Genomic DNA, 20,848 nt, shown 5'->3' on the forward strand with positions numbered 1-20,848 from the left:
TGAACGAAGGACTTACCAACTGAAAGGAACCGCATGAAAAAGCAATCACCGGGCCGCGTCATCGTGACCGGAGGCGGCTCCGGCCTCGGCGCCGCGATTGTCGAAGTCATCCTCGACGCCGGAGGGACGCCCTTCGTCTTCGACCGTGATGTCAGCAGGGTGTCCGGAGCAAAGGCGTTGCAGGTGGACGTCTCCGACCGGGAAGCCGTGGAAAGGGCAGTCAAGGAGGCAGCCGAGAGCCTGGGCGGCCTTGACGGCGTGGTGACGGCGGCGGGCATCGACCGGTGCGGCAAGCTCGGGGACGTCCCGGCCGGGGAATGGGAGAAGGTCATCGGCGTCAACCTGCTGGGCACGGTTTCGGTGGTGCGCGCCGCGCTGCCGTACCTCAAGGAGTCCCGCGGCCGCGTCATCACCATTGCGTCCACGCTCGGCCTCCGCGCGTTGCCGGATGCCACGGCCTACTGTGCCTCGAAGTTCGGCGTCATCGGGTTCAGCCGGGCGCTGGCCGCGGAAACCGGGGGCGTCATCGGCGTCACCACCATCATCCCGGGCGGCATGAAGACCCATTTCTTCGACGACCGCGATGAGCAATACAAACCGCAGGACGACTCCAAGCTCAACGATCCCGAGAACGTGGCGCACGCCGTCGTGTTCGCCCTGTCCCAGCCGCTGGGCAGCGAGGTGCGTGAACTGCTTATCTGCCCCGCGGAAGAGGGCTCGTGGCCGTAGGGTCCCGCACGTCCTGAACAGCACGGCGGCCTAAACAGCACGGCGGCGCCCCGGACGGGGCGCCGCCGTCCAAGTGCTTCACGCCTGCGACGACATCACAGTGATCATGCGGCGCATGCTCATGGCCACTGACGCCGCCGCGTTCACCGAGGCCTGGCCCGTGGCCGCCTCCGTAATGGCATCACCGAGGGCCGCCACCCGCTCCCTGGCCTCGTCCAGCCGCTTCTCAAGGTCTCCTGCCTCGTCGTTTCCTGCCTCGTCGCTCCGCCACCCGTCAATCACGGCAGCCACGGATTCCAGCGCCCCGGACAGCGTGCTGAGCACACTGTCCGGGATCACGGTGCCCGCCCCCTTCTCCCAGATCACACTGGCCAGCACGTCGGTGATGTCCTGGACGTGGAACGTCAGGCGCTCCACGGTCCGCAATCCCTTGAGGTCGCCGGGCAGGCGGCCCGCACGACGGCGGGACCGCGGATTCGCTTTGGTGCTGAGTTCCGCTTCGTGCACCGCCGTCCGCACGGCCGCCGCGGTGGCAGACAGCTCGCCGCTGCGCCCCGCCCAGGCTTCATGGTCAGGCGGCCAGGACTCCTGCATCGCGGTTGCCATGTCCCTGAGCTGCCGGGACAGCGCGCGCCGGTGTCCGGCCAAGGCAGGATCGATGCCTTCAAGGTGCAACGGGGGAAAGACCGTCCAGTTGACGGCGAAACCCACCGCGACGCCCATGGCCATCTGGAGGACGTAGCCGAACGAGAAGCCCTCCGCATTGGAGTCGCCGAGGACCAGCACGAACAGCGCTGCCACGGGAATCCACTCGGAGGCTGTGCCCAGCCGGGGGAGGCTGCCGATCAGTACTCCCAGGCCCACCACACAGGCGACGGCGAACGCGGTAGGGGCCGCCACGGTGGTCACCGCGAATGCCATGCCGATTCCGAGCGCGAGTCCCAGGAGGCTTTGCAGGCCGTGCTTGGCGGAGGCCGCCACGGTGGGATGCATGCTGACGAGGGCACCCAGAGGGGCGTAGTAGGGATAGGAAGCAGCGGGTCCCGGCATGAAAGGAGCTAGATACCAGGCCAGCCCGGCTGCTGCGGCCGTCTTGGCGGCGAACAACAGCCTTTGGCGGGTGACGGTATTCCGAAGCGCAGGAATCAGCCGCTGCCATACGGGCGAGTGGCTCATGGCCTCAACGTAAGCAGGTCTGCGCCGGCCTGTCGAGCCCGGAAAGACGGGCTGAAGTTCATTCGGATGGCTGCGGTTGAACCCACGCCGAGGGGGTACACACCCAGTGATAGTAATCATGCTTACTATCCCGGCTGCTGTCCGCAGCCTGCCAACTGTGGAAAGAGAGCGACAATGACTGAGAGCCAATCGCCGCAGGACGGAAGCTTCGCGGCGCCACAAACAGGTGTCCCTGCCGGCACCGGATCCTACTCCGGGAGCTACGTGGACACGCCTGTCGAAATGGAGGCGGAACCGGCCACCCCCGGCTACCAAACCGGTACAAATTCCGGGACCGGGACGGTGGAGGCCGCCAAGCAGGAAGCAGCGGGCGTGGCCGATGCAGCCAAGGAAGCTGCCGGGGGCGTGGTCGGCGTGGCAAAGGCAGAAGCCTCGCAGGTGGCCCAGGATGTCAGGATGAATGCCCGGGAACTGTTCACCCAGACCAAGGGCGAACTGGCGGACCAAGCCGCAATCCAGCAGCAGCGCGTTGCGGACGGCCTGCGGTCCATCTCCGAGGAACTGTCCACCATGGCCAACGCCTCCCAGGACGGCGGCGTGGCTACCGACCTTGTCCGGCAGGCCGCCCAACGCTCCTCCTCGGTCGCCGCCTGGCTGGAAAACCGGGATCCGGGATCACTCCTTGACGAAATGAAGGGCTTCGCGCGCCGCAGTCCCGGCACCTTCCTCCTGCTGGCAGCAGGAGCCGGGGTGCTGGCCGGACGGCTCGGACGGAGCATGGCGGACAACGCGGCCGCTGATTCTTCCGGAACCACAACCGCCGCACCACGTGCCGGGTCCTACCCCGACACCCGTGGAGCGGTGCCGCCGCCACCCGTGGACCTGCCGGCACCGCAGGCCACCACCGCCGCGTACCCGCAGAGCTACCCCCAGGCGGACGCCGGCGGAGTCAGGACGCAGGGCGACCCGCTTGCAGGAGCCCTTCGTCCTGAAACTCCGGGCTACGACCCGGACAGCCCGGAATACGGGGGTCCCCGATGAGCAACCCCGCGGACCTGCCACCCACCGAAGCCCACATCAAGGCGGAAACCATGCCCCTCGGGGAGCTGCTGAACGACCTTACGCGTGACGTGTCCACGTTGATGCGCCAGGAAGTGGAACTGGCCAAGGCGGAGCTCAAGGAGTCAGCCACCAAGGCCGGGAAGGGCGCCGGGATGCTTGCGGGAGCCGCGTGGGCCGGGCATCTTGCCGTGGTGTTCCTTTCCCTTGCCGTGTGGTGGGCCCTTGGCCTCCTCATCGGCCTGGGCTGGTCCGCCGTCGTGGTTGCGGTCATCTGGGGCATTGTCGCGGCTGTGCTCGCCAGTGTGGGCCGCAAGGAACTGAAGACCATCAACGGCATGCCCCGCACCGCCGAAACCGTCAGGGAAATACCTCCCACCTTCAAACCGAATACCGAGGAGACACGATGACGCAGAACCCCGACGCCCTGCGCGCCGACATCGAAGAAACCCGCCGGCGGCTCAGCACGAATGTCGACGCCGTGGCGGACAAAGTCACGCCGTCGCACATCGTCAACCGGAGGATCGACAGGATCCGGACCGCCGTGTTCGGTGCCCGCGACGATGTCCAGCACGCCGCCGGCGACGCCGCGCATCACGCCCAGGACGCCGTTTCCGGAGTGGTTTCGGACATCGGCGACGCACCCCAGGTGATCGCCCGTAAGGCACAGGGCAGCCCCGTTGCCGCAGGCCTGATCGCTTTCGGTGCCGGTCTGTTGGTCTCAGCCCTCATCCCGCCTTCAGAGAAGGAACGCGAGGCAGCCCAGGCAGTAAAGGACGCGGCGCAACCGCTGGCCGAAGAGCTGGGCCACGCGGCACAGGATGTCGCCGAGCACCTCAAGGAGCCGGCACAGGATGCCGTGCAGAACGTGAAGGACAGTGCCATGGAGGCCGCGGCCAACGTCAAAGACGAAGGCCAGGCCGCGGCAGCCGACGTCCAATACCGCGCTTCCACCGCCAAGGACAACCTCGGCAACCAGTAAGCGCCCGCCTGCCGAGTCGCAGCGCCCGCCGTTAGCCCTCCCGACGGCGGGTGCTGCGACTCAGTCATGGAAGCGGCGAGTGGCGTCAGCGCACCTCGAGGATGAGTGAGAGCAGCCTTGCCGCGGCCGGACGGGCGGCGTGTTCCTCGGCCCACTGGGCGCGGGCCAGGGCCTTGCTGACGGCCTGCGTGGTGATGCCGAGTTCCGCCGCTACTGCTTTCTGCTGGCCCCGGACGCCCGGCGTCAGGAGGTCCAGTACCCGCCATTCGGCGGCGGTGCGGTGCTGCACGATGTGTCCCAGCAGACGCAGCACGGCCTCGGATTCGGCGGCCAGCGCGGCCACCGGTCCTTCGACTGCCACGGTCACCCGGTCCTTGCCGCTGCGGAGCCGGTCCACGGCCCTCCGGGCGTACACCAGCCCGTGCCCCGAGGCGTCCTTGATCTGGTTGGGCAGCGGCTCATTTACCGGCCCGACGCCGATCCCCACGTACCAGCGTCCGCCGCGGAGGGCGATCAACGCCGTCTCCACCGCCTGGTGCGGGCACTCCACGATTCCCTGGACTTCGTCCTCCACGGAACGATCGAAGTCCAGCCGCGCGGGAATGTGCCGCAGATCCCTGAGGAGCCGCGGCACGAGGTCGCCGTCCTTGCGACTGTCGCGTTGATTGATCGTCAGCGTGAACATGTGGATCACAGCCTACCGGCAGGTAGCTACGCGGCAAACGAAGGGAAACACAACGTCACCGGCCGCACCGGGATCAGCGTCAGTCCAGGCTCGTTCGGGTTGTCACGACGGCGGGCGGCAGCGCCCGGGACGCGACCCCGGCGGCGCCGGGCACGCCGGCGTCGAGCATCGCCTGCTGAATGGCGAGCACCAGCGGCGCGGTGTCGCCCCTGCTTTCAAAGAGCCAGAATCCGCCGGCGGCACGGAACACCAGCGCGTTCCGCCCCGAAACCCCGAGCGAGGCTTTCCTGCCCGCTGCGAGCATCCGGGACGGTGTGGCGCCTTCCGCGGTGGTCACGGCTTTGACGGTGGCGGCGTCGATTTCCGGCCAGCGGAAGACCACGGTGGTGTGCTTCTGCGCAATGCGTGCCGCGAGGCCGCCATCGAAGACGAGCAGTTTGCGGAAGCTCAGCAGCAGCGTCAGGGACCAGAGCACCAGGCCCGTGAGGGTGCTGACCAGCAAGTACATCGGAAGATCGGTGAAGAGGCCCGGTTCCCGGCTGGACCGGGGAGTCACGAACTCGCCGATGGCGCCGTAGGCGAATCCGACGGCCAAACAGGGGGCCAGCGCCTTCCAGTACACCTTGCTGGACGTGGCCACGAAGCGGAGAGCGCCGAGCTCCGGGCCAAGCCTGCGTTCGGCGCGCCGGACCAGCCAGTTACGGCCGCGCATCGGGCTGCCGGCCGTACAGCTTGGGCAGTCCCTGATCGTCCGTCTGCTCGGCTGCAGTTTTCGGATCAGGGACGGGCTGCTGGCCGCGGGCCAGCCCGGAGCGCAGGTCGATGGGCGTGAACTTGGCTTCGAAGCTGTCGCCGCCGCTGCCGCTGAGCGCCGCAGAGATCGTCAGGACCACGTAGAGCGGGGCGAAGGACCAGCAAACGGCCCGCCAGCCGCCCAGCCAGGCGCCGGAGGTGGTGCCGTCGGTGATGCGGACACCCCGCATGCCGGAGGCGGCGTCTCCCAGCCCGCCAATGGCTCCGCAGATCATCCCGTAGCCGAAGAGCACCAGGAACCAGATGGCCGCCACGACCCCATAGAACGCTCCCGTGCTGGAGGCGAACGTGTACGAGAGCGAGCCCAGGGAGTAGTTCCGGACCAGGCTGTTGAAGACCACGATCAGGAGTCCGGCCACCGCGACGACCACCAGCGCATCGAGGACCCGTCCCCAGAAGTGCGGCCAGCCGGCCTTTCGCACGTAGTAGCTGCCGGTCTCGGTGTGGCGCCTTACGGGCAGGCCGTTGGCGGCGTCGACAAGGCCGGTGGACTGGGTGTGCTTGCTGCGCATGGAATTCTTTCGGGCTGGGAATCTCAGGACTGGGAAACGGGCGGACGCCTAGGACAGGCCTGCGAGGCGCCCAAGAATCCCGGTCAGGGTCTCCCGGGAAGTTTCACGCAGTTCCAGGGAAACGGTGTCTCCCTGGGTGCTGGGGGTCAGCACGTGGACCGACTCCGTACCCGTGTAGACGGTGACGGTGGGGAAGTCCCCGGCATCGGAGTCGAAAGCCACCACGTTGCTCGCGGCGCGCGTGTCGCCCAGGACCGTCGGCGCGCTGGCCTCGAATTCGGCCTCGGTGTACGTCGCGGCTTCGGTGTCGCGGGCAGCGGTTCCTTCGGGATCGACGAAGTCCGCCAAACGGGCAGCCAGTGCACCGCGGGCGATCACGGTGTAGCCGTGGAGGCCGCCGTCGTCCACTTCCTCCAGCAGGACACCCTCGGCGTGGACGTAGGCGTAAAGCCAGCGCCGGCCGGTGGAGACGGTGCGCTCAACGGAGACCACGGTGCTGCCGCTGCGGCGCAACGTGAGGGCTCCGGTGATGTCCTCGACGGCGTGAAGGCGGCTGGGCTCGGTTTCGCCTTCGAAGATCACGGGGTAGACGAGCTCCTTGGCCAGGAGTCCGCGCAGTGCCACGGCGCACATGACGTCCTTGCTGGCGTCCTGGGCGGTGAGCCACGGCAGGGCGACGATCTGCTCGCGCTGGACGCCGTCCAAAGCCACGACTTCCTCATCCGTGAGCGTGGGCAGGGCGAAGCCGCCTTCGGACGCCTTGCCAAGGACGGCGGCGGCGCACTGCACATCGCGCTCGGTCCAATTGATCGTGTTTGTAGTCATCCGAAAATCCCTCCGACGAACTTACCGACTGATTTGGCCGCGTTACTGACCCCGTCTGCAACCTTAGTGCCCACGTCCTTGGCGAATCCCGCCACCTCCCGGGCCCCGTCGGCGATGTAGCTGCCGGGGTTCCTGGCGAAGTTGCTGATGGAGTCCCAGTTGTCCGCCACAAGGTTGCCCAGTGCCCAGGCACCGGCCACGATTCCCGCCCCGATCACGATCGGGGCGCCGATTGGTCCCAGCATCGCCGCGCCCCCGGCGGTCATGAGCATGATGCTGCCAACGCCTCCCACCACGGAGAGACCGCCGGCAACCCGGTCTCCGGCGCCGCGCCAGCCGTCATGCTCCGGGCTGATCATGTCGCTGATGCCGCCCACGATGTTCAGGGGCGCCGCCAGCGCTCCGGCCATGCGCAGGCCCTTGGAGAACTTCGAGGCGTCCTGGAAAGCCTGGCTGTAGGGGATGTTCGCCTTGAGGTCGGAGATGACATCCGTGATCTTGCCGCCGCTGCGCAGCGAATCCAGGGCCTCGCGGAGCACGGTGCCGCCGGCGCGCCAGTTGGTAAGGATTTCCTTGGTCTTGGCGAACTCCTGCCAGCCCAGTTTCCCCAGCTTGTACGCCTGCCACAGCTGGGCGCCGACCTCCTTGACGCCGGTGGCGGTGTCATACACGTCCATCATGACGCCCACGGAGCTTTCGCCGCTCTTGTGGCTGGCGAACTCCTGCTGGTTGGCGTGCTTCTTCAGTTCGCTCGCGCCCGAGCGCAGCATCGATGCGGCCTTGATGAGGCTTTGGCGGTGCCTGCCGTTCCAGTCGCTCTTGAAATGGGCGGCGTCCTGGCCCTTCCAGGCGGTGCTCGAGTTGATGAGCTGGGTCAGCTGCGAACCCTGCATAGCGATGGTGTCTGCGGCCTTGCCCATGACCCCGGCCAATGATCGCAGCTGCGCGACATCGGCCCCATAGAATCCCGCCATCCGGATTCCCCCGTTCTCCGTGGTTTGTCAGTTCCGACCCAGCCTAAGGACCGCCCGCCGGTCGCGTCGATGGGGATCCCTCCCCATGTGGGCTGCCGTTAAACAGCGACGGCGGCAGGCCAGGTCCCATGGAACCCGGCCTGCCGCCGTCGTGCAAGTCAAAAGGCGGTGGGGTCAGTGGCCCTCTGCCTCGAAACGCTTGATGGAGGCTTCCAGCTCGGCCTCGGCGGCCGCGCGGTCGGCCCAGCCTTCGGCCTTGACCCACTTGCCCGGCTCGAGGTCCTTGTAGCGGGTGAAGAAGTGCTCGATTTCCTTGATGAGGAATTCGCTGACGTCCGAGACTTCCTGGATGTGGTCGAAGCGCGGGTCCGCGGGAACGCAGAGGACCTTGGCGTCTCCGCCGCCGTCGTCGGTCATGTTGAAGACGCCGATGGGGCGGGCCTCGACGATCACGCCGGGGTGCAGGTCGAAGTCCTGCAGGAGCACCAGGGCGTCCAGCGGGTCGCCGTCCTCGCCCAGGGTGTTCTCGAAGAAACCGTAGTGGGTGGGGTACTGCATGGACGTGAACAGGACGCGGTCCAGGCGGACGCGGCCGGTCTCGTGGTCAACTTCGTACTTGACGCGCGATCCCTTCGGGATCTCGATGGTGACGTCATGCTTCATGGAATGCTCCTTGACGGTATTGGCGTGGGCGCGGCAAAAGAACGGCCGGCGCCGCCGACTACTATTGAGGATATAGCGAGAGGTCCACGTTTCTTGAACCGGGGGACATCCAGGACGTTAAGGACCACAACCCACATGAAGGCCCAGGAGCAGGCTGCCGCGCCGCGCAAGCCCCGCCGCCCCCTCCGCGGGCTGCGTTGGCCGGGTGCGGTGCAATGGCTGGCCCTATCCGCGGCGATCGCCGCGCTCGCCGTCCCGATGGGCCTCAACGTCGCCCCCGCGTTCTTCGCGCCGCACGAAGCGCCCGTGGCCCCCCTTCCGCCGTGGCAGCGCGCTCCTGAACAGCTTTCCACGTCCCGCGGAGTCGAGCCCCTCGACCCGTCCGCTCCCATCCCGCTGCCCTCCAAGGTTGCCGCCCAGCTGGACGCCGCCCTGAAGCCCGACGGCGCCGGCAACTTCACCGCGGTGGTGCTGGATGCGCTGAGCGGGGACGTCGTCTACGAGCGCGACGGCGGCAGGAACCGGGTGCCGGCGTCCAACATGAAACTGCTCACCGCCGTCGCCGCCCTGCAGGCGGCCGGGCCGGAGACCCGGTTCGCCACCGAGGTGCTGGCCGGGCCGAAGCCCTCCACCGTGGTGCTGCGCGGCGGCGGGGACGTGCTGCTGGCCTCAGGACCGTCCGCGCCGGAGGAAGTCATGGGCCGGGCCGGGCTGCAAACCCTCGCCGTGGACACCGTTGAGGCGCTGTCGGAACAGGGCGTTACCGGTCCCGTTTCGGTGCAGCTGGACGACTCCCTGTTCACCGGCAAGCCGCTCAACCCGGCCTGGAGCATGGAAGACGTCGACGCCGGCGAAACCGCGCCGCTGTTTCCGCTGGCAATGAACGGCGGCCGGGAGGCTCTCGGCGCGGTCGGCGGGCCGCGGCCCGAAGACGCCGCGCTTGACGCGGCGCGGACCTTCACCACCAAGCTGAAATCGGCAGGTGCCGCCGCGGGCATCACCGTCCGGACCGCCGTCGTCCGGGCAAAAGCGCCCGCCGGTGCCGAGGTGCTGGCCGCCGTCGAATCCGCCACCGTCCGCCAGCAGGTGGACCTCATGCTGGAGACCTCCGACAACTACCTCGCCGAAGTGCTGGGCCGCATGGCTTCGTACGCTTCCGGCGGGCCCGCATCCAACGACGGCGCCACCGCGGCCGTGCGGGCGCAGCTGGGCCAGCTGGGTATCGACACCGCCTCGATGCGGCTCTCCGACGTGTCCGGGCTGTCGCTGGAAAACCGGGTGTCCGCGCGGCAGTTCGCCGAGGTGGTCCGGGAGATCACTTCGGGTCCGGATACCCGGCTCCGTGCGGCGCTCGCAGGCTTCCCGGTGGCCGGCCTGACCGGAACGCTGGATGACCGCTACGCCGATGCCAGCACCGCCAGCGGAGCCGGGCTGGTGCGCGCCAAGACGGGCACCCTGAACTCGGTCATCGCGCTCAGCGGCTACGTGGTGGACGCCGACGGCCGGCTCCTGGTGTTCTCCTTCATCGGCAACGGCCTCACCCCCGGAGCGGCGGGCAACAAGGTGGCGCTGGACCGGGCGGCGTCCGCGCTGGCGTCCTGCGGCTGCAGCTAAGGGTGGGCTGTGCCGGCAGCACGGGTACCTGCTGATTGATCCTGCAGGTAACGTGACGTCCTCGGGTCGGATGCCGCCTGATCTGCAGGACGAATGAACCGTAGCGAGTCTGATGGGGGTACATGGCTTGGCGCAGATATGCCATCTCTACGAAGAATGCGATCCCGCTCCGCCTGGATTCGCGCCGATTCCCGGATGGGTCGGCGATGAGGAGGACCAGCGCATCCACAGCGCCGCCCGGTTCGGTGCGCCAGGAGATGCATGGGCAACGATAGTTACGGCGCAACTGGGGGAGGAGCCGTTCTTAGCGGGGCTGCTCTCTCGACTCATTCCTTTTCTGCCGAAACCGGAACTGGACCATTTCAGTACCTTCCTCCAGCTCAGGGTATGTTCGCCAACATTCAAAGAGAGGGATACCCGCTTCCTTGTCGCTGGCAGGCACCTGGCCCTAATTCAGGAGAAGTTCGATATGGAGGCTGTGAGCCACTATTTCGAACGCAGAATTCAGGAGAATCCGCGGCGAAAACTGTCGGCTCGCTACCTTGACTGGGAGAAGTATTTCCATCTGTATGACCCGGACGATGACTGATCAACCAAAGGGCAGTGGCACGGCCCGCGCCCCAGGCCTCCGCGCGCAGCGAACTTAAGAGACGGCTGTCAGGGGCCTGTGTTCTGATGGGAAGCATGGAGTCCCAGCAGCCTGCCAATCCATCAACGCCTGATTCGTCTGAGACGGCCCAGTCACTGATCAACTGGGAGCTTGCCGCGTCCACGGCAGCCCGCCTCGCCCCGCCGGGCCCGGCGCTGAGCCGTGCGGAGATCGGGAAGGCGGTGAACAGCCTGCGCCGCAGCGCGGAGATTTCGGTGCCGCACGTGCATGAAATCACCGGGCTGGAAGCTGCCCGGGATCTGCGCGACTCCCACGTCCTGGTGGTGGACAGGGCCTCATGGTCCAAGGCCAACGCCCAGAGCTTCGCCGTGATGCTGCAGCCGGCGCTGAAACAGATGCTGGACTCCCGCCGCGGCGCCGCCCTGACTCCGGCGGCCGCGGCCACCAGCGGCGCGATCACCGGCAGCCAGCTCGGCGCTGTCCTGGCCTTCCTGTCCAGCAAGGTCCTGGGCCAGTACGATCCCTTCGCCGCGCTCGCCCCGGAGTCCAAAGCCCCGCCGGGCGGCCGGCTGCTCCTCGTGGCGCCGAACATCATCTCCGTGGAACGCGAACTCAACGTGGACCCGGACGACTTCCGGCTCTGGGTCTGCCTCCATGAACAGACCCACCGGGTGCAGTTCGCTGCCGCCCCCTGGCTGCGGCACCACATGCTCGACGAGATCGAAAAGCTGAGCACCCACCTGCTGGGCAATGTCGACTCGCTCATGGAACGCGCAAGTGCGGCAGCCCGCTCCCTCCGCGACCGCTCCGGCCCCGGCGATCTGCCGCGCCGCGGCGCCATCCTGGACCTGCTGCAGAACCCCGAGGAGAAAGCTTCGATTTCCCACCTCACGGCGGTCATGAGCCTGCTGGAGGGTCACGCCAACGTGGTGATGGACGCCGTCGACTCCTCTCTGGTCCCTTCGGTCAAGACCATCAGGCAGCGGTTCAACGACCGCGGCAAGGACCGCGGCGTGATCGAGAAATTCATCCGGAGCCTGCTGGGACTGGACGCCAAGATGCGCCAGTACAGCGACGGCGCCAAGTTCGTCCGGGCCGTGGTGGCCGTGGCGGGCATGGAGGGCCTCAACCGGGTCTGGGAATCCGCCGAACACCTGCCCACCGAAGAGGAAATCCATGACGCCAAGCTGTGGCTTGAGCGGATGGGACTGTGAGCAACGGGACACTGAGTGCCGGCAAGGCCCCCGGGGGCCGACGGCGGCCCGGCCGGCTGGCGCCGGTCGTCGGCAAGGCGCGGAACCAGCTCCGGGACGCGCTGGCCTCGGCCGGCTACCCGGAGAGCGTGCTGGTCGCCTGCAGCGGCGGGCCTGATTCGCTGGCCCTGGCCGCCGTGGCGGCGTATTTTGCCCGCCGCGGCAAGGTGGACGGGCATCCTGTGTCCGTGGGCGCCGTCGTGGTGGACCACCAGCTGCAGCCCGGTTCCGCCGGGGTCGCTGCACGGACCGTCGCGGTCCTGGAGGAACTGGGTCTTTCGCCGGTGCAGCTGCGTACCGTCGAGGTGGCCGCCACCGGCTTCGGGCCCGAGGCCGCCGCCCGCGACGCCCGGCACGCCGCCCTTGACGCCGCGGCCGATGAACTGGGATGCGGTGCCATCCTCCTCGGCCACACCCTGGACGACCAGGCCGAACAGGTGCTCCTGGGCCTGGCCCGCGGTTCGGGCACCCGCTCCCTGGCCGGAATGAGGCCCGCACGCGGCAGGCTCCTGCGCCCTTTCCTGGGCCTGCGCCGCGCCGAAACCCTGGAAATCTGCGCCGTCGAAGAACTCGATCCCTGGCACGATCCGCACAACACGGACCCCGCGTTCGCGCGCTCGCGGATCCGGGTGGAAGTCATGCCGGTGCTGGAGGAAAGGCTCGGGCCCGGCGTCGCGGAATCACTGGCCCGCACCGCGGCCATCCTGCAACAGGACGCCGACTTCCTGGACGAGCTCGCCGCCGACCGCTACACCGCCCTCGTGCACCGCACCCACGACGGCGTTTGGCTCCCCGAAGCCGAGGTGAGGGAACTGCCGCCGGCGCTCAGGTTCCGGGTGATCGCCAAGGCGGCGGCCGACGTCGGGGGCCAGCAACCGGGGTACGGCCGCCTCCAGGCGGCCGAGGCACTGCTGCGGCGGCAGGGTTCGGCCGGCCCGGTCCAGCTTCCCGGCAACGTGGCCGTGTACCGGCTTTCGCTCGCCGTGCAGGAAAAGGAGAAAGCGAAGGAACAGGAGAAACGGGCGCGGGAGCAGCAGCCGGCGCCTCCCGGCGTTCCCCGGGAAGGGGACGGCTGTGGGAAGCTAGTATTCCGGCATCACAAAACGCCCCAACACCAGCCGTAGACCCGCATCAACACAGGAGCCATTGGTGGATTCACACGACGTCCAGGCAGACCTCAAACACGTTCTCTACACCAAAGAGCAGATCCAGCAGCGGATCGCCGAACTCGCAGCTCAGATCGACAAGGACTACGAGGGCCGCGAACTCCTGATCGTGGGCGTCCTGAAGGGTGCCGTCATGGTCATGGCGGACCTCGCCCGCGCCCTGCACAGCCACGTCAGCATGGACTGGATGGCCGTGTCCTCCTACGGCTCCGGCACCCAGTCCTCCGGCGTCGTCCGCATCCTCAAGGACCTCGACACCGACCTCATGGGCAAGGACGTCCTGATTGTCGAAGACATCATCGACTCCGGCCTGACCCTTTCCTGGCTCAAGACCAACCTGGAATCCCGCGGCACCGCCTCCGTGGAAATCTGCACCGCGTTCCGCAAGCCGGACGCCGCCAAGGTCGAACTCGACGTCAAGTACGTCGGCTACGACCTCCCCAATGAATTCGTGGTCGGCTACGGCCTCGACTACGCCGAAAAGTACCGCAACCTGGAGTTCGTGGGCACCCTCGCCCCGCACGTCTACGAGTAGGAACACACCGCCCGGGCTTCGGGCCGGCATGAAGGCGGCTTCCCATTTGGGAAGCCGCCTTCTTTTTGTACCCCTTTTGTGCTTACCCTGAAGCCCGGTTGACCCCTCCGCAGTTCCGCAAATGCTCCGCGGGGGACTTCGCAAGCCAATGGGGAGGCAAAATGAAAGACCAAGCAACACGCAGCCAAAGCCGCGGCAAAGTCCGCGCCCTCCTGGCCGGAGGCCTGGTGCTCGGTGTAGGCGCCACCGTGGTTCTCGCGGCCTGGAACGATTCCGAATTCGGCACCGGCACCTTCACTGCCGGCAGTTTCAACCTGCAAGGCAGCACCAACGGCACGGCCTACTCGGACCATGCAGCGGCCCCCGGGGCCACCCTGCCGTTCACCGTGAACCCGAGCAACCTGGCTCCCGGGGACACGGTCTACGCCCCGTTCGCGGTGCGCCTCGCGGCGAACACCTCCACGGGTGCCACGGTAACCGTCAACGGGGCCACGGCCGGCGGCAGCAGCATCGCCAATCTGACGTACGAGCTCATCCAGCCCACGGCCTTCGGCTGCGATGCCAGCACCACCGGAACGGGGCTGGTAACGGCCGGAACCGCACTGGACGGCACGCTCAGCGGCGTCACCTTCAATCTCGACGCCGGCTCGCCTGTCACCGATCCCGGCGATCCCGTCTTCCTGTGCTTCAAGGTGACCGCTGGCGCGGGCCTCGTCCAAGGCCAGAGCGGCACCGCCACCTGGGAGTTGTCGGCAGCTTCCACGTCCTGACCGGGTCAGCGGGAGACAGACGATGACCGGACAACTACGGGCCGGACACCTCCGGACGCGGCCACGCAGCACGCCCCGCACGAAGCTGCTCAGGGTGCGCGCCCTCCTGGCGGGGGGCCTGGTGCTCGGCGCGGGCGCAACCATGACGCTCGCTGCCTGGAACGATTCCGAGTTTGCCACCGGAACGTTCTCCGCCAGCTCGTTCGCCCTGCAGTCCTCCACGGACTCCGGCGGGACGTGGCAGGAACACGGCACCTCGGCGACGGCGGCCACCATGTCCTTCACCGCCGGGGGGATGTCCCCCGGAGCGGTGAACTACGCCCCCATCTGGCTCCGGACCGTCACCGGTTCGGTGTCCGGGACCTTGGAGCTCCAGGGCGGGCAGGTGGTCCAAGGCGGCGACGCCTCGCTGTTCGCCGCCTTCGACTACCGGGTGGTCCGGTACAGCTCTGGAAGCTGCGACGCCAGCCAGTTCGGTGCAGGCTCCACGTACATCGTTGGGTCGTCGTCCTCCAAGGTGGCGCTGGGCACCGCCGGCGCCGGCACGGCGGTGGCCGCGAACGCTGCCAGCCCGGTGCAGTTGTGCTTCGAAATCACCATGAAGACGACGGCGGACAACTCGCTGCAGGGCACGAGCAGCGGCGCCGTCTGGGAAATCAAGGGAACCTCGGACTCATGACCGCGCGGAGCAGGGCACGCCACCCCCGCCGTCGAGACGGCCGCCGGCGCCTCGACCACAGCGGCCGGGGAGCCGCCGCCGTCGTACGGGAAACCATGTTGAATACCGCCGCAGCGGGCGGGGCGCTGTGCATCTTGCTCACCCTCGCCGCGCTGTTCTTCCAGGTTTCCCTGATCATGTTCAAGACCGGGTCCATGGCCCCTACGATCCCGGCCGGTTCGCTGGCCGTGGTGCGGTCGGTGCCCGTCGCCGAGGTGCGGTTGGGCGACGTCGTCACGGTGGAACGGCAGGGCAAGCTTCCCGTAACGCACCGGGTCACCTCGGTCAGCCTCAGCGCCGACGGCCACAGCGGCGTGCTGACCATGAAGGGCGACGCCAACCCCGTGGAGGACCCTGCTCCGTACACGGTCTCCACGGTGCGCACGGTGCTCTGGTCGGCGCCGGGCCTGGCCCAGTGGGTCGCCAAGGCCTCCAGCCCCTTCGTACTGGGCGGAGTCACGCTCGCCGTCGCGGCCCTGGTCACCTGGTCCCTGTGGCCCCGGGAGGAGCAGGCCGGGGAAGAACACGCCGGGCAGGAAGGGCGGGACGGGGAGGAACGGCGCACGGAACAGCTGAGCGAGGCCGCCGCCGATGCCTGAGCGCACAGGGAAGGCCATCGGACGCAGGACGGCGGGGTGCAGCCTGGCCCTGCTGCTCCTGTGCGCCGTCCCCGCTGCGGCGGCTGTCCCGGAACCCGGACCTTCCCCGGAAAACGGAAACCCCGGGGTCCTGGTCCCCGGTTCGACCAGCAGCCGGGTCCTCGGCGCCGTCCCTTGGGAGATCGGCCCCGGCGGGTTCGTCCTGCATCTGAAGGCCACGGGCCCTTGGGCTGAGGCTCCGCAGGGCGCGGCCGGACTGCTCACGGTCGAGGTGAAGGCGTGCCCCGGCCAATGGACCGCGGGGACCTGCGCCGAAGGCGCCAGGACCGTCATCCCGCACACCTTCCTCGCCTCGCCCGACGGGACCCTGAGCAGCCCGGCCGGACCCGGGCCCGCCATCCCGGCCGGCGCCGAGTTGCTGGCCGAAGTGACGCTGTCCCCGGCTGCGGACGATGCGGTGCAGGGCCTTTCCTTCCGGATGACCGCAGGGGACGGCGTTAGGGATGGCGCGGGCTGCCAGGCGGCAGCCATGCAAGTGCGCGACGGCGGCCGCTTGCCTGGCGCCGGGAGCCCCGACACCGTGCTCCGGCTTGCCGGGCTTGCCCTGCTCGGTGCCGCCGCCGCGGTGACCGGCCTGGCCGCCACCGGGTGGGCCCGCCGGCTGAACCTTCAGGGACCTTCCGACGGACCAGCGGGCGCACCAAGCGGGGGACCGGCAGCGGGGAGGGCAGGCGCATGAGGAGGCGTCCGCCGTCGGGCAGGCCGGCTCCTCGGGGCAGGCCGCCACGCAAACTGACCGGCGTGCTGGCGGCAGCAGGACTCGCCGCTGCGCTGCTCGGGCCGGCGGCGACAGGTGCCACCGAAGCCGTCTGGCAGGACTCCGAGTTCACCTCCGCCGCCCTGTCGGCGTCGACACTGCCCACCCCGGTGGTCGACAGCTGCACCCTGACCACCGGCGGAGTGCAGAGCACCATGGTGGTCAACTGGCACTTCCCGGCCGGGTCCTCGCTGCAGGCCCCCGCGAACCTTGATGTGGCGGTCACCGGCGGCGGGATGCTTGACCCGGTACTGGGCGCGCTGGTTCCGAGCAGCGTTGGCACCACGGGCTCGGGACCCGCGTACACCACGACGGTGACGGTGGCGAGCCTGAGCCTCGGGAGCGTTGCATACGAGGTCTCCCTGCGCTCGAAGCTGGGCACCAACTGGGTCTCCGCCCCGGCCGTTGCCCGTGGAACCAAGCCGGCACTCGGCTCGGCCACCTGCGCGCCGGCCTGATCCGCGGGCTGTCCCGGGGTGTACGCCGAGAGGGAACTTTTGCGGACAGCTATGCGTGATTCACTCGGAACGGTGTAAACCTAGAACTGTCGCAGCACCGCACGCGCACAGAAGCTGCGCCGTACAGCACTACCAGGAGGGACGGGGCCTGGCCCCGGTACAGATGAAAGCTAAGAGTTTCTTCAAGGGCCCGGGCATCTGGATTGTTGTCGTGGTCGCCTTGCTCCTGGTGGCCTTTGCAACGCTGGCGCCCGGAGGGTCGTCCCGGATCGACACCGACAAGGGGCTGGAACTCCTCGCCGAAGGCGGCAAGGTGGAGCAGGCCAAGATCTTCGACGCGGAGAACCGCGTGGATCTGGTGCTGAAGGACAACCTGGTCATTGACGGCCAGGACAAGGGCAAGAACGTCCAGTTCTTCTACGTGAACCCGCGCGGTGCGGACGTCGTCAAGGCCGTCACCAACGCCAAGCCCAGCAAGGGCTTCACCGACCAGCCCGTTGAGAACAACTGGTTCTCCGGACTGTTCTCCCTGCTGGTTCCCGTGCTGCTGCTCGGCGTGCTGTTCTGGTTCCTGCTCTCCCGCATGCAGGGCGGCGGCTCCAAGGTCATGCAGTTCGGCAAGTCCCGGGCCAAGATGATCAGCAAGGACATGCCGCAGGTGACCTTCGCCGACGTGGCCGGTGCAGACGAAGCCGTCGAGGAACTGCAGGAAATCAAGGAATTCCTTGCCGAACCGGGCAAGTTCCAGGCCGTCGGCGCCAAGATCCCCAAGGGCGTCCTGCTGTTCGGGCCTCCCGGTACCGGCAAGACCCTCCTGGCCCGCGCCGTTGCCGGCGAGGCCGGGGTTCCGTTCTTCTCCATCTCCGGTTCGGACTTCGTGGAAATGTTCGTCGGTGTGGGCGCCTCCCGCGTCCGCGACCTCTTCGAGCAGGCCAAGGCCAACAGTCCCGCCATCATCTTCGTTGACGAGATCGACGCCGTCGGCCGCCACCGCGGTGCCGGCATCGGCGGCGGCAACGACGAGCGCGAACAGACCCTGAACCAGATGCTCGTCGAAATGGACGGCTTCGACGCCAAGACCAACGTCATCATGATCGCGGCCACCAACCGCCCGGACATCCTGGACCCGGCCCTCCTGCGCCCCGGCCGCTTCGACCGGCAGATCTCCGTGGACGCCCCGGACCGCCTGGGCCGCGAACACATCCTGCAGGTCCACGCCAAGGGCAAGCCCCTGGCTCCCGGTGTCGACCTGAACGCCGTCGCCAAGAAGACCCCCGGTTACACCGGCGCGGACCTTGCCAACGTGCTGAACGAGGCCGCGCTGCTGACCGCGCGCTCCAACGCCCAGCTCATCGACGACCGTGCCCTCGACGAAGGCATCGACCGCGTCATGGGCGGCCCGCAGAAGCGCAGCCGAGTCCAGAAGGAACACGACCGCAAGCTCACCGCCTACCACGAAGGCGGCCACGCCCTGGTGGCGGCTGCGCTGCACAACGCCCCGCCGGTCACCAAGGTGACCATCCTGCCGCGCGGCCGTGCCGGCGGCTACACCATGGTGGTCCCGGACGAAGACCCGCAGGGTTATACCCGCAACGAACTGCTGGACCGCATGGCCTGGGCCATGGGCGGCCGGGTTGCCGAGGAGATCGTCTTCCACGACCCCACCACGGGCGCGTCCAACGACATCGAGCAGGCCACCAGCACCGCACGGCGCATGGTCACCGATCTCGGCATGAGCGAGAAGGTCGGCACCATCAAGGTCAGCGGGGGCGACTCCGATCCGCTCACCGGCCGTGGCGGCAACGGCTCCGCACCGATCATCTCGAACCAGCTCGCCGCGCTCATCGACGACGAGGTCCGCCGCCTCCTCGATGAAGCGCACGACGAGGCGTACCAGATCCTCACGGAAAACCGCGACATCCTGGACCAGATCGCCCTGGAACTGCTGGAACGCGAAACCATCAACCAGTCCGACGTCGAACGCCTCACCGCAGGTGTCCGCAAGCCCGTCGTCCGCCCGATCTGGCTCTCGAAGGAGACCCGCCCGGTGCAGCACATCGCCCCGGTGCTGTCCTCCCGCGAACGCGCCCAGCTCGCCGCCGAGGCCGCAGCCCGGGCCGCCGCAGGCGAGGACGGCGAAGGAGAATTGCTGCCCCCGGCACTGGCCCACCCGGCCGCGGAACGACCGTACGACAGCGGGGTTCCCGGCCACGAGTCGCAGCGCCCGGCAGGTCACACAGAGCCCGAAGCGGGCACCGACGTCGTACATCGCGGCTAAGCTTTCTGCTGTGACTCACATCGACGACGACGACTTCAGTGGTGCCTTCGGCGTAGTGTCCGCCGGTGATTCCGGCGGTTCCGCCGGCCATGGCAAGCACTCCCACAAGGTGGACCGGCCCCGCATCGAGGCCGCTGTGCGCGAGATCCTCATCGCAGTAGGGGAGGACCCGGACCGCGGCGGCTTGCTGGATACGCCCAAGCGGGTGGCCAAGGCCTATGCCGAAGTCTTCGCCGGCCTCCACCAGGATCCCGCGGACGTACTCTCCACCACCTTCGACCTGGACCACGAGGAACTCGTGCTGGTCAAGGACATCCCGTTCTACTCCACCTGCGAGCACCACCTGGTCCCGTTCCACGGCATGGCCCATGTCGGCTACATTCCGTCACATGACGGAAGGGTGACCGGGCTGAGCAAGCTGGCACGCCTGGTGGACATCTATGCCCGCCGCCCGCAGGTGCAGGAACGGCTGACGACCCAGATCGTCGAGGCCCTCGTGGAGCACCTCAATCCCCGCGGCGCGATCGTCGTCGTCGAATGCGAGCACATGTGTATGTCCATGCGCGGCATCCGGAAACCCGGCGCGAAGACCGTCACCAGTGCGGTGCGCGGTCAACTTCATGACCCGGCTACCCGCGCCGAAGCCATGAGCCTCATACTCGGAAGGTAATAGACCATGGATTCCCTCGCAGCAGCACCCGGAACAGGACCAGCCACCAACCCCCTGCCGATCCTCCGCAAACCACGTGCGGCGGCCCGCTTCGAGGACCTGCCGGCGGACCGCACCGTGGTCATGGGCATCCTGAACGTCACCCCCGATTCCTTCAGCGACGGCGGCAAGCACCCGACGGCGGACACCGCCATCGCGCACGGCCTGCGGATGTTCTACGCCGGGGCGGACATCATCGACATCGGCGGTGAATCCACCCGCCCGGGCGCCGAGTCCGTCAACCCCGAGGAAGAACAGCGCCGGGTCCTGCCGGTGATCCAGGCACTGGTCAAGGCCGGCGCCCTGGTCAGCGTCGACACCATCCACACGTCCACCGCCGCGGCGGCCATCGATGCCGGCGCAGCGATCATCAACGACGTCTCCGGCCTGACCATCGAGCCCGGCATGGCCGAGCTCATCGCCGCCAGCAAGGTGAAATACATCCTCACCCACCGCCGCGGCGACGCCGAGACCATGGACAGCCTGGCCGAATACGGCAACGTGGTGGACGAAGTGGTCGAGGAACTCAAGGGTGTCCGGGGCAAGCTGTACGCCGCCGGTGTCGCGCCGGAGCAGATCATCGTGGACCCGGGCCTGGGCTTCTCAAAGAACGAGGCCCAGAACTGGGAACTGCTCAAGCACGTCGGCAAGCTGGACGCCCTGGGCCACCCGATCCTCGTCGGCGCCTCCCGCAAGCGCTTCCTGGGCAGCCTGCTGGCCGTTGCCGGCAAGGCGGCCGCTCCCGAGGAGAGGGACCACGCCACGGCGGCCATCACAGCGATCAGCGCGGCACGGGGCATCTGGGGCGTGCGCGTGCACGACGTCGGCCCCAGCCTTGACGCGGTCAAGGTCGCCGCGCGCGTCCGGCACTGAAGCTGTGTATCCGAACTGAATTAGGGGAAG

General features: G+C 68.2%; 24 protein-coding genes. 17 read left to right on the forward strand and 7 right to left on the reverse strand.

The window, feature by feature from the left end; all coding sequences use genetic code 11:
- Nucleotides 1-33 precede the first annotated feature (33 nt).
- The gene (locus BLP88_RS09485) at nucleotides 34-729 is read left to right on the forward strand and encodes an SDR family oxidoreductase (protein WP_074588693.1); all 696 of its coding nucleotides are present in this window, start codon (nucleotides 34-36) and stop codon (nucleotides 727-729) included.
- A 78-nt stretch (nucleotides 730-807) separates the two neighbouring features.
- On the opposite strand, the gene BLP88_RS09490 is transcribed toward BLP88_RS09485, so the two are convergent.
- On the reverse strand, nucleotides 808-1,905 hold the full coding sequence (locus tag BLP88_RS09490) for an FUSC family protein (RefSeq protein ID WP_074588694.1): 1,098 nt from the start codon (nucleotides 1,903-1,905) through the stop codon (nucleotides 808-810).
- 174 nt (nucleotides 1,906-2,079) lie between these two features.
- On the opposite strand from BLP88_RS09490, the gene BLP88_RS09495 reads away from it, so the two are divergent.
- Genes BLP88_RS09495 through BLP88_RS09505 form a run of 3 tightly spaced genes read left to right on the forward strand, consistent with a single transcriptional unit; the run spans nucleotide 2,080 to nucleotide 3,946 of the window.
- Nucleotides 2,080-2,946, forward strand: coding sequence for a hypothetical protein (locus BLP88_RS09495; RefSeq protein WP_175453531.1), 867 nt, complete (start codon nucleotides 2,080-2,082; stop codon nucleotides 2,944-2,946).
- Nucleotides 2,943-3,374, forward strand: a complete 432-nt coding sequence (locus BLP88_RS09500) for a phage holin family protein (protein ID WP_074588697.1) — start codon at nucleotides 2,943-2,945, stop codon at nucleotides 3,372-3,374. Before BLP88_RS09495 ends, BLP88_RS09500 begins: the two co-directional genes overlap by 4 nt.
- Complete coding sequence (locus BLP88_RS09505) at nucleotides 3,371-3,946, forward strand: DUF3618 domain-containing protein (RefSeq protein WP_074588698.1); 576 nt, start codon at nucleotides 3,371-3,373, stop codon at nucleotides 3,944-3,946. The genes BLP88_RS09500 and BLP88_RS09505 overlap by 4 nt, the downstream gene beginning before the upstream one ends.
- A gap of 85 nt (nucleotides 3,947-4,031) precedes the next feature.
- On the opposite strand, the gene BLP88_RS09510 is transcribed toward BLP88_RS09505, so the two are convergent.
- From BLP88_RS09510 to BLP88_RS09535, 6 genes are all read right to left on the reverse strand, one after another.
- Nucleotides 4,032-4,631, reverse strand: a complete 600-nt coding sequence (locus BLP88_RS09510) for a hypothetical protein (protein WP_074588700.1) — start codon at nucleotides 4,629-4,631, stop codon at nucleotides 4,032-4,034.
- 79 nt (nucleotides 4,632-4,710) lie between these two features.
- The gene (locus BLP88_RS09515) at nucleotides 4,711-5,343 is read right to left on the reverse strand and encodes a hypothetical protein (RefSeq protein WP_074588701.1); all 633 of its coding nucleotides are present in this window, start codon (nucleotides 5,341-5,343) and stop codon (nucleotides 4,711-4,713) included.
- Entirely contained in the window at nucleotides 5,330-5,956 is a 627-nt protein-coding gene (locus BLP88_RS09520) for a hypothetical protein (protein ID WP_074588703.1), read from the reverse strand. The genes BLP88_RS09515 and BLP88_RS09520 overlap by 14 nt, the downstream gene beginning before the upstream one ends.
- Before the next feature lie 48 nt (nucleotides 5,957-6,004).
- Complete coding sequence (locus BLP88_RS09525; protein ID WP_074588704.1) at nucleotides 6,005-6,781, reverse strand: hypothetical protein; 777 nt, start codon at nucleotides 6,779-6,781, stop codon at nucleotides 6,005-6,007.
- Entirely contained in the window at nucleotides 6,778-7,755 is a 978-nt protein-coding gene (locus BLP88_RS09530; RefSeq protein WP_074588705.1) for a WXG100 family type VII secretion target, read from the reverse strand. The genes BLP88_RS09525 and BLP88_RS09530 overlap by 4 nt, the downstream gene beginning before the upstream one ends.
- 174 nt (nucleotides 7,756-7,929) lie before the next feature.
- A complete protein-coding gene (locus BLP88_RS09535; protein WP_074588706.1) occupies nucleotides 7,930-8,418 on the reverse strand; it encodes an inorganic diphosphatase in 489 nt (162 codons plus the stop codon).
- 135 nt (nucleotides 8,419-8,553) lie between these two features.
- On the opposite strand from BLP88_RS09535, the gene dacB reads away from it, so the two are divergent.
- The 13 genes from dacB to folP all read left to right on the forward strand — a co-directional run bounded on the left by dacB (nucleotide 8,554) and on the right by folP (nucleotide 20,818).
- Nucleotides 8,554-10,032, forward strand: coding sequence for a D-alanyl-D-alanine carboxypeptidase/D-alanyl-D-alanine endopeptidase (gene dacB / locus BLP88_RS09540; protein WP_074588708.1), 1,479 nt, complete (start codon nucleotides 8,554-8,556; stop codon nucleotides 10,030-10,032).
- A gap of 112 nt (nucleotides 10,033-10,144) precedes the next feature.
- Nucleotides 10,145-10,621, forward strand: coding sequence for a hypothetical protein (locus BLP88_RS09545; protein ID WP_074588709.1), 477 nt, complete (start codon nucleotides 10,145-10,147; stop codon nucleotides 10,619-10,621).
- A gap of 86 nt (nucleotides 10,622-10,707) precedes the next feature.
- The gene (locus BLP88_RS09550; RefSeq protein WP_373366891.1) at nucleotides 10,708-11,856 is read left to right on the forward strand and encodes a zinc-dependent metalloprotease; all 1,149 of its coding nucleotides are present in this window, start codon (nucleotides 10,708-10,710) and stop codon (nucleotides 11,854-11,856) included.
- A 56-nt stretch (nucleotides 11,857-11,912) separates the two neighbouring features.
- The gene (gene tilS / locus BLP88_RS09555; protein WP_074588778.1) at nucleotides 11,913-13,019 is read left to right on the forward strand and encodes a tRNA lysidine(34) synthetase TilS; all 1,107 of its coding nucleotides are present in this window, start codon (nucleotides 11,913-11,915) and stop codon (nucleotides 13,017-13,019) included.
- Between the two features lie 25 nt (nucleotides 13,020-13,044).
- Nucleotides 13,045-13,596, forward strand: a complete 552-nt coding sequence (gene hpt, locus BLP88_RS09560) for a hypoxanthine phosphoribosyltransferase (RefSeq protein ID WP_074588710.1) — start codon at nucleotides 13,045-13,047, stop codon at nucleotides 13,594-13,596.
- A gap of 161 nt (nucleotides 13,597-13,757) precedes the next feature.
- The gene (locus BLP88_RS09565; protein WP_074588711.1) at nucleotides 13,758-14,366 is read left to right on the forward strand and encodes a SipW-dependent-type signal peptide-containing protein; all 609 of its coding nucleotides are present in this window, start codon (nucleotides 13,758-13,760) and stop codon (nucleotides 14,364-14,366) included.
- A gap of 22 nt (nucleotides 14,367-14,388) precedes the next feature.
- Nucleotides 14,389-15,045, forward strand: a complete 657-nt coding sequence (locus BLP88_RS09570) for a SipW-dependent-type signal peptide-containing protein (RefSeq protein WP_074588713.1) — start codon at nucleotides 14,389-14,391, stop codon at nucleotides 15,043-15,045.
- The gene (locus BLP88_RS09575; protein WP_084111008.1) at nucleotides 15,042-15,683 is read left to right on the forward strand and encodes a signal peptidase I; all 642 of its coding nucleotides are present in this window, start codon (nucleotides 15,042-15,044) and stop codon (nucleotides 15,681-15,683) included. The genes BLP88_RS09570 and BLP88_RS09575 overlap by 4 nt, the downstream gene beginning before the upstream one ends.
- A complete protein-coding gene (locus BLP88_RS09580) occupies nucleotides 15,676-16,422 on the forward strand; it encodes a hypothetical protein (RefSeq protein WP_074588715.1) in 747 nt (248 codons plus the stop codon). Before BLP88_RS09575 ends, BLP88_RS09580 begins: the two co-directional genes overlap by 8 nt.
- Before the next feature lie 62 nt (nucleotides 16,423-16,484).
- Complete coding sequence (locus BLP88_RS09585; RefSeq protein WP_074588717.1) at nucleotides 16,485-16,958, forward strand: hypothetical protein; 474 nt, start codon at nucleotides 16,485-16,487, stop codon at nucleotides 16,956-16,958.
- Nucleotides 16,959-17,121: 163 nt separating this feature from the next.
- Nucleotides 17,122-19,236: an ATP-dependent zinc metalloprotease FtsH gene (gene ftsH / locus BLP88_RS09590; RefSeq protein WP_074588718.1), complete on the forward strand. Its 2,115-nt coding sequence runs from the start codon at nucleotides 17,122-17,124 to the stop codon at nucleotides 19,234-19,236.
- A gap of 10 nt (nucleotides 19,237-19,246) precedes the next feature.
- Nucleotides 19,247-19,906, forward strand: coding sequence for a GTP cyclohydrolase I FolE (folE, locus tag BLP88_RS09595; RefSeq protein WP_074588720.1), 660 nt, complete (start codon nucleotides 19,247-19,249; stop codon nucleotides 19,904-19,906).
- 6 nt (nucleotides 19,907-19,912) lie between these two features.
- Complete coding sequence (gene folP / locus BLP88_RS09600; RefSeq protein WP_074588721.1) at nucleotides 19,913-20,818, forward strand: dihydropteroate synthase; 906 nt, start codon at nucleotides 19,913-19,915, stop codon at nucleotides 20,816-20,818.
- Nucleotides 20,819-20,848: the final 30 nt, after the last annotated feature.

Source organism: Arthrobacter cupressi, from assembly GCF_900099975.1.
GTDB classification, from domain to species: Bacteria; Actinomycetota; Actinomycetes; order Actinomycetales; family Micrococcaceae; genus Arthrobacter; species Arthrobacter cupressi.